Genomic DNA, 14,607 nt, shown 5'->3' on the forward strand with positions numbered 1-14,607 from the left:
TGAAATCACATAATTTAAGGCGTGAACAAAGAATACAAGGGCTACCAGATATATGGGTAGCCCTTGTCACTGACAAAAAATTATATCAAGCCCGATTTAGCCAAGCCATGTAATCGGCCACGCCTTCGGCCACTGTCTTGAACTCGCCGTCATAACCGACGCCGCGCAAGCGGGTAAGGTCGGCCTGGGTGAAGCTCTGGTAGCGACCCTTGAGGTGATCCGGGAAGGGGATGTACTCGATGGCGCCTTTCTGGTGATGCTTGATCACCGCTTCCGCCACGTTCTGGAACGGCTCGGCACGACCGGTGCCACAGTTGAAGATGCCGGAGTGCTGGGGGTTCTGCCAGAACCAGAGGTTCACCTTGCAGACGTCGTCCACATAGATGAAGTCACGCATCTGGCCACCGTCCGGGAAGCCGTCGCAGCCCTCGAACAGCTTGGGGTTGTCCCCCTGCTTCACCTGGTTGTTGAGGTGGAAGGCTACGGAGGCCATGGAGCCCTTGTGCTGCTCGCGCGGACCATAGACGTTGAAGTACTTCAGACCCACCACCTGGGAGCCGATCTCCGGCATCCAGCGGCGCACGTACTGATCGAACAGCTGCTTGGAGTAGCCGTAGACGTTGAGAGGCTGCTCGAACCTGGGGTCTTCGATGAAGTTGTCGTTGCGCCCGCCATAGGTCGCGGCGGAAGAGGCGTAGATGAACGGGATCTCCCGCTCGATGCAGTAGTGGAACAGATCCTTGGAGTACTCGTAGTTGACCTCCATGATGAACTTGCCGTTCCACTCCGTGGTGGCGGAGCAGGCACCTTCGTGGAAGATCACCTCGATGCCGTCCCACTCTTCAAATTCGTCGCCGGAGACGATGCGCGCCTGGAACTCGTCCTTGTCCATGTAATCGGCGATGGTGAGGTCGACCAGGTTGACGAACTTGGTGCCGTCGGTCAGGTCATCGATGACCACGATATCGGTCCGTCCTTGAGCGTTCAGCTGCTTGACCAGATTGCTGCCGATAAAGCCAGCACCGCCAGTTACTACGATCATGGAGTTTGCCTCGCGTACGTTGTGGCCCCGTGTGACTGCCTGTTAAAGCTGTGTATAGTGGGCCAATTTGAAATTGCCGAAAAGTTTATCACGGGCCGCAAGGGGATTCGACCTCGATGACTTTTCCCCTCGGGGCCCGGCAGAGGGATCAGCGATGAAGACCAGAGACAGGATCATCCACAGCGCCACCGAGCTGTTCAACGACCAAGGCGAGCGCAACATCACCACCAACCACATTGCCGCCCATCTTGGCATCAGCCCGGGCAACCTCTATTACCACTTCCGCAACAAAGAAGACATCATCCACTCCATCTTCGATCAGTACGCCCGCCACCTGAGCGAGAGCTTCGCCCCGGCGCGCAACCGCGAGATCAGGCTGGAAGACCTGATGGGCTATCTGGACGCCATCTTCTATCTGATGTGGCAGTTTCGCTTCTTCTACGCGAATCTGCCGGACATCCTGAGTCGCGACGAGCCGTTGCAGCAGAAGTACCTCAAGGCCCAGGAGCAGCTGCGCGCCACCGTGGAGGCGCTGCTCAGGAGCCTGCGCGAGGGCGGCATCCTGGCGGTCAGCGACGAAGACCTGCCGGATCTGGGCCAGACCATCAAGATGGTGGTGACCTGCTGGATCCCCTTCCAGATTGCCCAGGCACCCGGCACCCGCATCACCAAGCCCTTGTTGTATCAGGGGGTCTTGCGAGTGCTGTTCCTGCTGCGCCCCTATGTGCAGCCCCAGGTGGCCACACAGATCCACCAGCTGGAGCAGCATTACCACCAACTGGCCCAACCAGCCGGGTGAGATCTGTTTCACAATTGTTTAATATCAGCATAAAAATTTGAATTTATGCGCAGGGATTACAGTAAAATGTTGCCCATTCTAGGGTCTGTCGGCGTTTCGTCGCGACCGTGACGACACCGATCCGTGCGGTTGCACGGCCCGAGATCCTGATTACACAGCCGATACAGCAATGAGGACCGAGGATGTCTAACGGATTCTATCGTCACCTGACCGAGCAGCTCGAACAGGTCAAGGCGGAAGGGCTATACAAGCAGGAACGCATCATCACCTCGGCCCAGCAGGCCCGGATTGCGGTGGGCGGCGAGCAGGTGCTGAACTTCTGTGCCAACAACTATCTGGGGCTGGCCAACCACCCCGATCTCATTGCCGCCGCCCATCAGGGTCTGGACAGCCATGGCTTCGGCATGGCCTCGGTGCGCTTCATCTGCGGCACCCAGGACCAGCACAAGGAGCTGGAGCAGAAGCTGTCCGCCTTCCTCGGCACCGAGGACAGCATCCTCTACTCCTCCTGCTTCGACGCCAACGGCGGTCTGTTCGAGACCCTGTTTGGCGCCGAAGACGCCATCATCTCAGATGCGCTCAATCACGCCTCCATCATCGACGGCGTGCGCCTGTGCAAGGCCAGGCGCTATCGCTACGCCAACAACGACATGGCCGAGCTGGAAGCCCAGCTCAGGCAGGCCGACGCCGATGGCGCCCGCTTCAAGCTGATCGCCACCGACGGCGTTTTCTCCATGGACGGTGTCATCGCCGACCTCAAATCCATCTGCGATCTGGCCGACAAGTACGACGCCCTGGTGATGGTGGATGACTCCCACGCTGTCGGTTTCATCGGCGAGAACGGTCGCGGCACCCACGAATACTGTGGCGTGATGGACAGGGTCGACATCATCACCGGCACCCTGGGCAAAGCCCTAGGCGGCGCTTCCGGCGGCTATACCTCCGGCAAGAAGGAGGTGATCGACTGGCTGCGTCAGCGCTCCCGCCCCTACCTCTTCTCCAACTCCCTGGCCCCCTCCATCGTCTCGGCCACCATCAGGGTGATCGACATGCTGGCCGACGGCCACGCCCTGCGCGCCCAGTTGAAAGAGAACAGCGATTACTTCCGCACCCGGATGAGCGCCGCCGGCTTCACCCTGGCCGGCGCCGATCACGCCATCATCCCGGTCATGCTGGGGGATGCCAAGCTGGCCGCCGAGATGGCGAGCCGCATGCTGGCGGCCGGCATCTACGTGGTGGGCTTCTCCTTCCCCGTGGTCCCCAAGGGCCAGGCCCGCATCCGCACCCAGATGTCCGCCGCCCACACCCGGGAGCAGCTGGACAAGGCGATCGATGCCTTCATCCGCATCGGCCGCGAACTCGGTGTGATTTGATCGCACGGCTGACTGATTAAAACGGGGGCCAGGATTGGGCCCCATTTTATTACCCTCTGTACCCGGCACTGCGCCGTGAGGAAACTGTCATGAAAGCACTCTCCAAACTCAAATCCGAAGTCGGCATCTGGATGACGGATGTGCCGGCTCCCGAGCTCGGTCACAACGATCTGCTGATCAAGATCCGCAAGACCGCCATCTGCGGCACCGACATCCACATCTACAACTGGGACGAGTGGTCCCAGAAGACCATCCCGGTGCCCATGGTGGTGGGTCACGAGTATGTGGGGGAAGTGGTGGCTGTCGGCCAGGAAGTGCGCGGTTTCGCCGTGGGGGATCGCGTATCGGGTGAAGGCCATATCACCTGCGGCCACTGCCGCAACTGCCGCGCCGGTCGCACCCACCTGTGCCGCAACACCATAGGGGTCGGCGTCAACCGTCCGGGGTCGTTTGCCGAATACCTGGTGATCCCGGCCTTCAACGCCTTCAAGCTGCCAGACAACATCCCGGATGAGCTGGCCGCCATCTTCGATCCGTTCGGCAACGCGGTACACACCGCCCTCTCCTTCGACCTGGTGGGGGAAGACGTGCTCATCACCGGCGCCGGCCCCATCGGCATCATGGCCGCTGCCGTCTGCCGCCACGTGGGTGCCCGCCACGTGGTGATCACCGACGTCAACGAATACCGGCTGGAACTGGCCCGCAAGATGGGCGCCACCCGCGCCGTCAACGTGAGCAAGGAGAAGCTCTCCGACGTGATGACAGAGCTCGGCATGACAGAGGGCTTCGACGTGGGGCTGGAGATGTCCGGCGTCCCCAGCGCCTTCCAGGACATGATCGACAAGATGAACCACGGCGGGAAGATAGCCATGCTCGGCATTCCCCCCTCCACCATGGCCATCGACTGGGGCAAGGTGATCTTCAAGGGGCTGTTCATCAAGGGGATCTACGGCCGCGAGATGTTCGAGACCTGGTACAAGATGGCGAGCCTGATCCAGTCCGGACTGGATCTCTCCCCCATCATCACCCATCGCTTCGACATCGACGACTTCCAGAAAGGCTTCGACGCCATGCGCTCCGGCCAGTCCGGCAAGGTGATCCTGAGCTGGGATTGACGCGCCCGGCGGGGCTCCCCTCAATGGGAGCATGCCCTTGCCTGCCCAGCCCCCTGAAACCCGGCGAAAGCCGGGTTTCTTTTTATCTGCCCCCTCTCCCGGCGCAGGAACTTTGTTCGCAGATTGCTTAACACTTCACACACAAGCGTTTAAATGCCTGTAACTATTCGGTTATAATCCCGTCGTTTTCTGGGGATAATAAGAGCCTGCTGGGAGTACATGAGCGTGTTGAAAAAACTGAGCTATTTGCTGGCTGCCGGGATGGCGGCCGCCACTCTGTCCGGTGCCGTCCTTGCCGCCGATGACATGTCGGAGGAGGCCATCGCCGAGCGCATCGCCCCGGTCGGCCAGGTCTATACCGCCAAGGATCTGGAAGGGATCGCGACCGCGGCGGCCGCCCCCGCGGCGGCCTCATCCGGTCCTCGTGACGGCGAGACCGTGTTCAAGGCGGCCTGCTTCGCCTGTCACGACACCGGGGCGGCCGGTGCCCCCAAGCGGGGTGACAAGGCGGCTTGGGAGCCGCGCATCGCCCAGGGATTCGATACCCTGCGCAAGCATGCCATCGAGGGCTTCACCGGCAAGGCCGGCATGATGCCACCGCGGGGCACTTGCGCCGCCTGTAGCGACGAAGAGATCGAAAACGCCATTCACTACATGATCGACAAGCTCTAAGTATTTGAAAGGGCTCCTATTGCAGCCCTTTCAATCCCATCACTTCCGACTACGCTTGATGGTAAGTTTATTCGGGAGTGTTGCATGTCAGTCCAGTCCACCACGCCGCCAGACTCTCCCTCCTTGCTGGCGGTCGTCTCCTCCATCATGGATTTTCCTGCCCCCGGCATGGCCTCCCCCGAGGATTACGCCAGACTGGTCGGGCAGCTGGGCAGACTCTGCCCCCTGCAGCACTTCGCCATGCTGGGGCTGGTCGACGGCGGTTTGCGCTGGCGGCATGAATACCAGCTGCCCGAGACGTTCAAGCAGCAGCTGGCACGGGAAGAGCCCCGCCTCACCGAGCAGCTCATCCGACTCGATGAAGGCCAGGGATGGTGCGTGCAGCCAGTGGAGCACATGGAGGTGCAGTGGCTGCTGGCCCGTACGGCGCCGGAGCAGACCCCGACCCTGCGGCTGCTGCTGGAGTGTCTGGCCAAGCGCCTGCACGAAACCCAGACCGGCATCCAGCTGGCGGGACAGGCCTCTCCCCTCATGCAGCGGGACCCCCATTGGCAGCAGAAGATCGAGAAGATCGGCCGCATCATGCGCCTGGCCCACAACCTGCCGCAGCATGCCCTGTTTGCCCAGCTGGAGGCGGTGCTGCGCCAGATGCTCGCGATCAGCGACATGTTGCTGATCCGGCTGGTGAACCAGCGGCTGGAGCGGCTCTACCCGACACACCTCCCTTACGACGACGACATCCTCCTGGCCCTGTGCCACAGCACCAACAACGTCGAGCGCCATGAAGGCGGCTTCTACTGGTACAGCCTGCCCCTGCGCCAGCAGCAGCAATATTTCGCCCACCTCATCATCAACACCGCCCAGCCCCTGGAGGCCGATGACCGACTGTTCCTCGACTTCCTGCGCCACCAGCTGACCCTGCTACTGGAGCTGAAAAAGATCAGACAGCAACTGGATGATCTCAACTCGGAGGAGTCCATCAACCAGCGGCTCCAGCAACTGCGCCAGACCAATCTGCGACTGCAGAAACGGCTCAAGCACTACCAGGAGCTGGAGCGGCGGCTCCAGTTCAATGCGCTGCACGACCCCCTGACCCAGTTGCCAAACCGGGCCCTGCTGATGAATCACCTTCACCATGCCATGACCCGCTATCGCCGCTACCAGACCGCGGGTTTCACGCTGATCTTCGCCGATGTGGATCACTTCAAGCAGGTCAACGACGCCCTGGGCCACAGCACCGGCGACCAATTGCTGCAGGAGCTGGGCAGCCGCCTGCAGAGCTGCATCAGGCAAAATGACATGGTGGCGAGGCTCGGGGGGGACGAATTCGTCATCTATCTGGACAACAGCCAGCGGGAGGAGGACATCAGCCCCGTGCTCAACCGCATCCTGGGGCGCATCGCCCACCCGTTCCGGCTGCAGGGCAATGAGCTGACCATTACCCTCAGCCTGGGGGTGGCCAGCGTGTCGGAACAGACCGCCGATGTCAGCGAGCTGCTGCATCAGGCCGATCTCGCCATGTATCAGGCCAAGCGCAACGGCCGCAGCCGCATCGTCGTCTATTCCGAGGCCTGCACGGAGCATGCGGGGTCACCGGAGGAACGACTCTTCAGAGCCTTGCGGGAAGGCAGGATAGTGCCCTATTTCCAGCCCGTGATCAGGCTGTGCGACAGCCGGCTGGTCGGTCTGGAGGTGATGGCTCGCTGGATCACCGAGGAGGGCGAGCTCAAGGATGCCTTCGACTTCATTCCGCTGGCCGAGCAGTGCGGCCTCATCCAGGATCTGGATCGCCAGATCCTCAGGCGCACCTGTCAGCAGCTGAGACTCTGGCTGCCGGTCTCGGGGGGCGGCCGCTTCAAGATCTCCCTCAACCTCTCCGGCAAGCATCTGGCCAGCCGCGAGCAGATCATGCGGCTGGTCGGCATCATGGAGGAGGAGGGGGTCATCCCGGGTTATTTCATCTTCGAATTCAACGAGCGCGAGCTCTCCAGGCAGAGTGCCGACTCCCTCACCTCGCTGCACGAACTCAGGGCCAAGGGGATCCAGATCAGCCTGGATGACTTCGGCACCGGCTTCTCTTCCCTCAATGCCCTGTTCCACTTCCCGGTGGACTACATCAAGGTGGATGACAGTTTCACCCACCGCATGATGAACTCCCCCAAAGATCTGGCGCTGATCCGCGCCATGCGCGACATCTGTCAGGACCTCGACTTCACCCTGGTGGTCGAGGGCATCGAAAACCAGCAGCAGCTGCAGAAGCTCATCGAGCTTGGCTGCGCCCTCGGACAGGGGCGCCACATCTCCCCGCCGTTGCCGGGAGTGGACATCCCCCCCCTGCTGGGTCAGACGGCCATCACGCCCCCCGACGTCAATCCTTCTTGAACATGGCCCTCAGGTTGGCCACCGCCATCTGTCCCTTCTGCTGACGCTCCTCGGCGCTCACCTTCTTCTGGTTTTCCCACTCCAGGTCATCCTGGGGCAGCTCCAGCAGGAAGCGGCTCGGTTCGGGCCGCACCGACTCGCCATACTGGCGCCGCTCCTTGCAGAGAGTAAAGGTGAGCTCGGCCTGGGCCCGGGTGATGCCCACGTAGGCGAGGCGCCGCTCCTCCTCCACGTTGTCCTCGTCGATGCTGGTCTGATGGGGCAGCAGTCCCTCCTCCATGCCCACCATGTAGACATAGGGAAACTCCAGCCCCTTGGAGGCGTGCAGGGTCATCAGTTGCACCTGGTCGGCTTCGTCCTCTCCCTCGTTGCGCTCCATCATGTCCCGCAATGTAAGGCGAGTGACCACCTGGGCGAGCGTCATCGACTCTTCCAGCTCGTCCCCTTCCAGCATCTCGCTGATCCAGCGGTAGAGGGTGGAGACGTTCTGCATCCGCATCTCCGCCGCCTTCGGGCTGGGGGAGGTCTCGTAGAGCCACTCCTCGTAGTGGATCTCCTTGATCATGTCTCGTACCGCCTCCACCGGATTGCCCCGCAGCGCCTGATCTCCGAGCCGCACCAGCCAGTTGGTGAAGGCCTGCAGGGCTGACAAGCCGCGCCCGGAGAGGTGCTGCTCCAGCCCCAGCTCGAAGCTCGCGGCAAACAGGCTCTTGCCGCGCTGGTTGGCGTATTGGCCCAGTTTTTCGAGCGTAGTGGGGCCTATCTCCCGGCGCGGCAGATTGACCACCCGCAGGAAGGCGGTGTCCTCGTCCGGATTCACCAGCAGCTTGAGGTAGGCCATGATGTCCTTGATCTCGGTACGGGAGAAAAACGAGGTGCCGCCCGAGATGCGATAGGGGATGCGGTTGGTCATCAGCGCCTTCTCGAAGATGCGCGACTGATGGTTGCCCCGATAGAGGATGGCGTAGTCCTTGAACCGGGTGCGGTTCATGAACTTGTGGCCCATCAGCTCGGCAGCGATGCGCTCTGCCTCGTGCTCCTCGTTCTTGGCGAACAGCACCTTGAGCTTCACCCCCTCGTCCAGCTCGGAGAAGAGCGCCTTGTCGTAAACGTGGGGGTTGTTGGCGATCAGGATGTTGGCGCACTTGAGAATGCGCCGCTTGGAGCGGTAGTTCTGCTCCAGCTTGATCAGCTTGAGGCTCGGGAAATCCTCGTTCAGCAGCACCAGATTCTGGGGCTTGGCGCCACGCCAGGAGTAGATGGACTGGTCGTCGTCCCCCACCACGGTGAAGCGGGCCCGCTCGCCGACGATCTGCTTCACCAGCTCGTACTGGCTGGTATTGGTGTCCTGGTATTCGTCGACCAGCAGGTAGCGGATCTTGTTCTGCCAGCGCTCGCGCACCTCCTGATTGCTCTTGAGCAGCAGGGTCGGCATCACGATGAGATCGTCAAAGTCGAGCGCGTTGTAGGCCGCCATCTGGCGGTGATAGCGCTCATAGAGCTGGGCCATCAGCACCTCTTCCGGCCCGCGGGCAATGCGCATCGCGCGGGTCGGCAGGATGAGGTCGTTCTTCCAGTTGGAGATCTGGCTGATGAGGGCCGAGAGCTTGTCCTTGTCGTTATCGAGCTCGGCTTCCGTCAGCTCTTTCAGCAGCGCCAGCTGATCGGTGTCGTCGAACAGGGAGAAGTTCGCCTTGAGGTTCAGGTTCTTGTGCTCGCGGCGGATGATCTCCAGACCCAGGGTATGGAAGGTGGAGACCATCAGCCCCCTCGCCTCCTTGCGGCCCAGGGTCTGGCCAACCCGCTCCTTCATCTCCCGCGCCGCCTTGTTGGTAAAGGTGACGGCGGCGATGTTGCGCGCGTTGTAGCCGCACTGCTGCACCAGATAGGCGATCTTGTTGGTGATGACGCGGGTCTTGCCCGATCCGGCACCCGCCAGCACCAGGCAAGGGCCGGAGACATACTTGACCGCTTCGTTCTGATTGGGGTTGAGCTTCATGGGCCGGATCTCTTGGCTTATGATGAGGGGCGGCATTGTAACAGAGATCCCGCAGGCAGCCGAAACCGCAGGCAGGATCCCGCCACTTCACCTTGTGTTTGCCCGCCATTTTCAGGATCATGACCGACTTTTCCAGACGAGATGAGGGGAGCATGAATCAGCAACAGCACGCCCTGCTGCGTAGCCAGTTTCCGGCCTTGGCGCAGAAGGTCAACGGTCACCCCCTGATCTATCTGGACAACGCCGCCACCACCCAGAAGCCGCAAGCGGTGCTGGACGCCATTGCGCACTACTATCGGGCCGACAACGCCAACGTGCACCGTGCCGCCCACGCACTGAGCGGCCGGGCCACCCGCGCCTTCGAAGATGCCCGCGAGACAGTGACCCGCTTTATCAATGCGCCTCGCAGTCACGAGGTGATCTGGACCCGCGGCACAACTGAGGCTATCAACCTAGTCGCCCAGAGCTGGGGGATGAGCGAGCTCAAGGCGGGGGACGAGATCCTGCTCAGCACTCTGGAGCATCACGCCAACATCGTCCCCTGGCAGCTGGTCGCCCAGCGCACCGGCGCGGTGATCCGGGTCATCCCCATCGATGAGCGGGGCGATCTCGATCTGGTGGCCTATCAGGCCATGCTGGGGCCACGCACCCGACTGGTGAGCGTCGCCCACGTCTCCAATGCCCTCGGCACCGTCAATCCGGTCGAGGAGATAGTCGCGGCCGCCAAGGCGGTCGGCGCCCTGGCCCTGATCGACGGCGCCCAGGCGGTGGCCCACCTCGAGGTGGATGTACGAACCATCGGCTGCGACTTCTACGCCTTCTCCGGCCACAAGCTCTATGGCCCGACCGGTATCGGCGTACTGTGGGGCCGCACCGAATTGCTGGAGCGGATACCCCCCTGGCAGGCCGGCGGCGAGATGATCGACCGGGTCAGCTTCAGCGGCACCACCTTCAACACCCTGCCCTTCAAGTTTGAAGCCGGCACCCCCCATATCGCCGGGGCCATCGGCCTCGCCGCCGCCATCGACTTTGTCACGGCGCAAGACAGGGCTGCGCTGGTGCGCCATGAGCAGGCACTCACCGACTATCTGGTGGCGGGACTGCGACGGGTGCCCGGCCTGCGTCTGATCGGTGAGCCCGCACGACGGGCTGGCGCCGTCTCCTTCCTGCTGGACGAGATCCACCCCCAGGATGCAGCCACCCTGCTCGACATGCAGGGCATAGCGCTGCGGGTCGGCCACCACTGCGCCATGCCGTTGATGGAGAGCCTTGGCATCGGCGGTACAATCCGCGCCTCGCTGGCCTGTTACAACAACCGCGACGATATCGACGCCCTGCTGGCCGCCCTGCACAAACTCAGTGACTTCTTCTAAGGCAGACAATCCAATGAACAGCCTCGCAACCTATACCCGGATAGGCGTTGAACCCGACGCAAATAGCATCCGTCAGCAGTTTGCCGCAGCAAACGGCTGGGAGAACCAGTACCGGCTCATCATCCAGCTCGGCAAGCTGCTACCCGCCTTGCCAACAGAGTGGCAACAGGAAGAGAACCGACTGAAAGGGTGCGAGAGCCAGGCCTGGCTGAAGGGAGGAAAAAGCGAGGATGGCTGCTGGCACTTTGCCTGCGACTCCGACGCCCGCATCGTGCGCGGCCTGATCGTCATCGTGCTGGCGGCGCTCAACCACCGGAGTGCAGAGGCCATTCGGACCTTCGATATGGACGGCTATTTCGCCGAACTGGGGCTGGAGAAACACCTGAGCCCATCGCGGGGCAACGGGCTCAGGGCAATAGTGCTGGGGATCCGGGATCTGGCGTCGGCGTAATAGAACGAACTCCTGATGGCGAGACGGACGATTACGCTTCGCTAATCGACCCTACGCTTTCTTTCTCTGCGCGGGCCCCGCGCTCGGCAATCTTCTTCAACACCCGGGACGCGGCCACCAGACCAAAGGTCGCCGTCACCGGCGTCACGGCACCGAAACCGGAGGCGCAATCCATCTTCATATTGCCGTCGCTTGCCGCCTTGGCCTGGCAGGTGCCACCATGGCCATCCGGATAACTCAGTTGCTCAGTTGAGAAGACGCACTCCACCCCGAACTTGCGCGCCGGATTCTTGCTGAAGTTGTGCAGCCGACGCAGGTCGGAGCGCACCTTGGCGGCCAGCGGATCCTGAATGGTCTTGGCCAGGTCGGCCACGGTGATCTGGGTTGGGTCCATCTGCCCGCCGGCACCACCGGCCACGATCACCGGGATCTTGTTGCGCTTGCAGAAGGCAATCAGCGCCACCTTCGCCTTGACCGAGTCGATGGCATCCACCACATAGTCAAACTCCCGCTTGATATGCTCGGCCAGGTTGTCGACGGTGACGAAGTCATCCACCTCGATCACCTCGCAATCCGGGTTGATGGCACGAATGCGCTCGGCCATCACTTCGGTCTTGAGACGACCGACCGTCCCTTGCATGGCATGGATCTGGCGATTGGTGTTGGTGATGCAGATGTCATCCATGTCGATCAGGGTGATCTGGTTGATGCCGGCACGGGCCAGCGCCTCGGCCGCCCAGGAGCCGACGCCACCGATCCCCACCACACAGACTCTTGCCCGGCTGAAGGAACGCAGCGCGCTCTGACCATAAAGACGGGCAATGCCCCCGAATCGCTGTAGATACTCTGCTTTCATACCACCACCTTGCTTGAGGGCGGCCATTATAGCGGCAACCATTCTCAGGGGCGATGATCGGATGATGACAGTGTTGATGCGAGCGGGAAATGAGTGTGGTGCCGGAAACGAAAAAAAGCCCAGTCTTTCGACTGGGCTTCTTGTTAGTGGCGGAGCGGACGGGACTCGAACCCGCGACCCCCGGCGTGACAGGCCGGTATTCTAACCGACTGAACTACCGCTCCGCATTCGGTTAGCTTTCGCTAAATCATGTGCCGCTTTTATGAGGTGTCATCCTCGCAGCCAGCGTCGTGATGTTGCACGATGCTGTTTAATTGGGTGCCTGGCAGTGTCCTACTCTCGCATGGCGAATGCCACACTACCATCGGCGCTACAGCGTTTCACTTCTGAGTTCGGCATGGGGTCAGGTGGTTCCACTGCGCTATTGCCGCCAGGCAAATTCTTCAATCCAGAAAGCTGACGTGAATAACAACTCGGCTAGTTTGCTTTGTCATTACCACTGAATTTGTAAGTAGTTCATGCACTTGCTACAAGTCTTCGAACACTTCTTGGGTGTTGTATGGTTAAGCCTCACGGGTAATTAGTATGGGTTAGCTCAACACGTCGCCGCGCTTACACACCCCACCTATCAACGTTGTGGTCTCCAACGGCCCTTTAGGACCCTCAAGGGGTCAGGGATGACTCATCTCAGGGCTCGCTTCCCGCTTAGATGCTTTCAGCGGTTATCGATTCCGAACTTAGCTACCGGGCAGTGCCACTGGCGTGACAACCCGAACACCAGAGGTTCGTTCACTCCGGTCCTCTCGTACTAGGAGCAACTCCCTTCAATCATCCAACGCCCACGGCAGATAGGGACCGAACTGTCTCACGACGTTCTGAACCCAGCTCGCGTACCACTTTAAATGGCGAACAGCCATACCCTTGGGACCGACTTCAGCCCCAGGATGTGATGAGCCGACATCGAGGTGCCAAACACCGCCGTCGATATGAACTCTTGGGCGGTATCAGCCTGTTATCCCCGGAGTACCTTTTATCCGTTGAGCGATGGCCCTTCCATTCAGAACCACCGGATCACTATGACCTACTTTCGTACCTGCTCGACCTGTCCGTCTCGCAGTTAAGCTGGCTTATGCCATTGCACTAACCTCCTGATGTCCGACCAGGATTAGCCAACCTTCGTGCTCCTCCGTTACTCTTTGGGAGGAGACCGCCCCAGTCAAACTACCCACCAGGCACTGTCCGCGAGCCCGATTCAGGGCCCTGCGTTAGAACATCAAACATACAAGGGTGGTATTTCAAGGACGGCTCCAGCGCAACTGGCGTCACGCCTTCAAAGCCTCCCACCTATCCTACACATGTAGGTTCAATGTTCAGTGCCAAGCTGTAGTAAAGGTTCACGGGGTCTTTCCGTCTAGCCGCGGGTACACCGCATCTTCACGGCGAATTCGATTTCACTGAGTCTCGGGTGGAGACAGCATGGCCATGGTTACACCATTCGTGCAGGTCGGAACTTACCCGACAAGGAATTTCGCTACCTTAGGACCGTTATAGTTACGGCCGCCGTTTACCGGGGCTTCGATCAAGAGCTTCGCTTGCGCTAACCCCATCAATTAACCTTCCGGCACCGGGCAGGTGTCACACCCTATACGTCCACTTTCGTGTTTGCAGAGTGCTGTGTTTTTGATAAACAGTCCCAGCCATCTGGTCACTGCGACTCCCGTCAGCTCCATCCGCAAGGGACTTCACCAACAAGAGCGAACCTTCTCCCGAAGTTACGGTTCTATTTTGCCTAGTTCCTTCACCCGAGTTCTCTCAAGCGCCTTGGTATTCTCTACCCGACCACCTGTGTCGGTTTGGGGTACGATGACTTGTAATCTGAAGCTTAGAGGCTTTTCCTGGAAGCAGGGCATCAATGGCTTCCGCACCGTGGTGCGTTCGTCTCGTGTCTCAGTGTTGTGTCTCCGGATTTGCCTAGAAACACCACCTACGCACTTTCACCAGGACAACCGTCGCCTGGCCCACCTAGCCTTCTCCGTCCCCCCATCGCAATTACAAGTCGTGCAGGAATATTAACCTGCTTCCCATCGACTACGCCTTTCGGCCTCGCCTTAGGGGTCGACTCACCCTGCCCCGATTAACGTTGGACAGGAACCCTTGGTCTTCCGGCGAGGAGGCTTTTCACCCCCTTTATCGTTACTTACGTCAGCATTCGCACTTCTGATATCTCCAGCATGCCTCTCGACACACCTTCGCAGACTTACAGAACGCTCCCCTACCACTCACACTTAGTGTGAATCCGCGGCTTCGGTGCCTGGTTTGAGCCCCGTTACATCTTCCGCGCAGGCCGACTCGACTAGTGAGCTATTACGCTTTCTTTAAATGATGGCTGCTTCTAAGCCAACATCCTAGCTGTCTGAGCCTTCCCACATCGTTTCCCACTTAACCAGAACTTTGGGACCTTAGCCGGCGGTCTGGGTTGTTTCCCTCTTCACGACGGACGTTAGCACCCGCCGTGTGTCTCCCGGATAGTACTTACTGGTATTCG

General features: G+C 60.5%; 10 protein-coding genes, 1 tRNA gene and 2 rRNA genes (1 of these 13 cut by a window edge). 7 read left to right on the plus strand and 6 right to left on the minus strand.

The window, feature by feature from the left end:
• Positions 1 to 85 precede the first annotated feature (85 nt).
• Positions 86 to 1,042: an ADP-glyceromanno-heptose 6-epimerase gene (gene rfaD, locus R2B70_RS19495; RefSeq protein ID WP_042077870.1), complete on the minus strand. Its 957-nt coding sequence runs from the start codon at positions 1,040 to 1,042 to the stop codon at positions 86 to 88.
• A 154-nt stretch (positions 1,043 to 1,196) separates the two neighbouring features.
• Between rfaD and R2B70_RS19500 the strand changes: the two genes are divergently transcribed.
• The 5 genes from R2B70_RS19500 to R2B70_RS19520 all read left to right on the plus strand — a co-directional run bounded on the left by R2B70_RS19500 (position 1,197) and on the right by R2B70_RS19520 (position 7,383).
• Entirely contained in the window at positions 1,197 to 1,841 is a 645-nt protein-coding gene (locus tag R2B70_RS19500; protein WP_042077871.1) for a TetR/AcrR family transcriptional regulator, read from the plus strand.
• 182 nt (positions 1,842 to 2,023) lie between these two features.
• Positions 2,024 to 3,214, plus strand: coding sequence for a glycine C-acetyltransferase (locus tag R2B70_RS19505; RefSeq protein ID WP_209795077.1), 1,191 nt, complete (start codon positions 2,024 to 2,026; stop codon positions 3,212 to 3,214).
• Positions 3,215 to 3,303: 89 nt separating this feature from the next.
• Positions 3,304 to 4,329: an L-threonine 3-dehydrogenase gene (gene tdh, locus R2B70_RS19510; RefSeq protein ID WP_042077873.1), complete on the plus strand. Its 1,026-nt coding sequence runs from the start codon at positions 3,304 to 3,306 to the stop codon at positions 4,327 to 4,329.
• 219 nt (positions 4,330 to 4,548) lie between these two features.
• Entirely contained in the window at positions 4,549 to 5,001 is a 453-nt protein-coding gene (locus R2B70_RS19515) for a c-type cytochrome (protein WP_042077874.1), read from the plus strand.
• An 84-nt stretch (positions 5,002 to 5,085) separates the two neighbouring features.
• Positions 5,086 to 7,383 (plus strand): bifunctional diguanylate cyclase/phosphodiesterase, encoded by a 2,298-nt coding sequence (locus R2B70_RS19520; protein WP_318162269.1) that lies wholly within the window; start codon positions 5,086 to 5,088, stop codon positions 7,381 to 7,383.
• Here the strand turns inward: R2B70_RS19520 and rep are convergent.
• Positions 7,370 to 9,382: a DNA helicase Rep gene (gene rep, locus R2B70_RS19525; protein WP_318162270.1), complete on the minus strand. Its 2,013-nt coding sequence runs from the start codon at positions 9,380 to 9,382 to the stop codon at positions 7,370 to 7,372. The two genes, R2B70_RS19520 and rep, sit on opposite strands and share 14 nt — an antisense overlap.
• Positions 9,383 to 9,534: 152 nt before the next feature.
• Here rep and R2B70_RS19530 point away from each other — a divergent pair, with 152 nt between their 5' ends.
• Both R2B70_RS19530 and R2B70_RS19535 read left to right on the plus strand, forming a co-directional pair.
• The gene (locus tag R2B70_RS19530; RefSeq protein ID WP_318162271.1) at positions 9,535 to 10,755 is read left to right on the plus strand and encodes a SufS family cysteine desulfurase; all 1,221 of its coding nucleotides are present in this window, start codon (positions 9,535 to 9,537) and stop codon (positions 10,753 to 10,755) included.
• A gap of 13 nt (positions 10,756 to 10,768) precedes the next feature.
• Positions 10,769 to 11,206, plus strand: coding sequence for a SufE family protein (locus R2B70_RS19535; protein WP_216991319.1), 438 nt, complete (start codon positions 10,769 to 10,771; stop codon positions 11,204 to 11,206).
• A 31-nt stretch (positions 11,207 to 11,237) separates the two neighbouring features.
• Here R2B70_RS19535 and tcdA read toward each other — a convergent pair whose 3' ends face one another.
• The 4 genes from tcdA to R2B70_RS19555 form a co-directional block, all read right to left on the minus strand.
• Complete coding sequence (gene tcdA / locus R2B70_RS19540; RefSeq protein ID WP_318162272.1) at positions 11,238 to 12,062, minus strand: tRNA cyclic N6-threonylcarbamoyladenosine(37) synthase TcdA; 825 nt, start codon at positions 12,060 to 12,062, stop codon at positions 11,238 to 11,240.
• Between the two features lie 147 nt (positions 12,063 to 12,209).
• Positions 12,210 to 12,286 (minus strand) — tRNA-Asp (locus tag R2B70_RS19545).
• Between the two features lie 96 nt (positions 12,287 to 12,382).
• Positions 12,383 to 12,497: ribosomal RNA gene (rrf, locus tag R2B70_RS19550) — 5S ribosomal RNA — on the minus strand.
• A 124-nt stretch (positions 12,498 to 12,621) separates the two neighbouring features.
• Positions 12,622 to 14,607: ribosomal RNA gene (locus R2B70_RS19555) — 23S ribosomal RNA — on the minus strand (it continues 903 nt past the right edge of the window).

This window comes from Aeromonas sp. XH, from assembly GCF_033348475.1.
Classification (GTDB): domain Bacteria; phylum Pseudomonadota; class Gammaproteobacteria; order Enterobacterales; family Aeromonadaceae; genus Aeromonas; species Aeromonas sanarellii.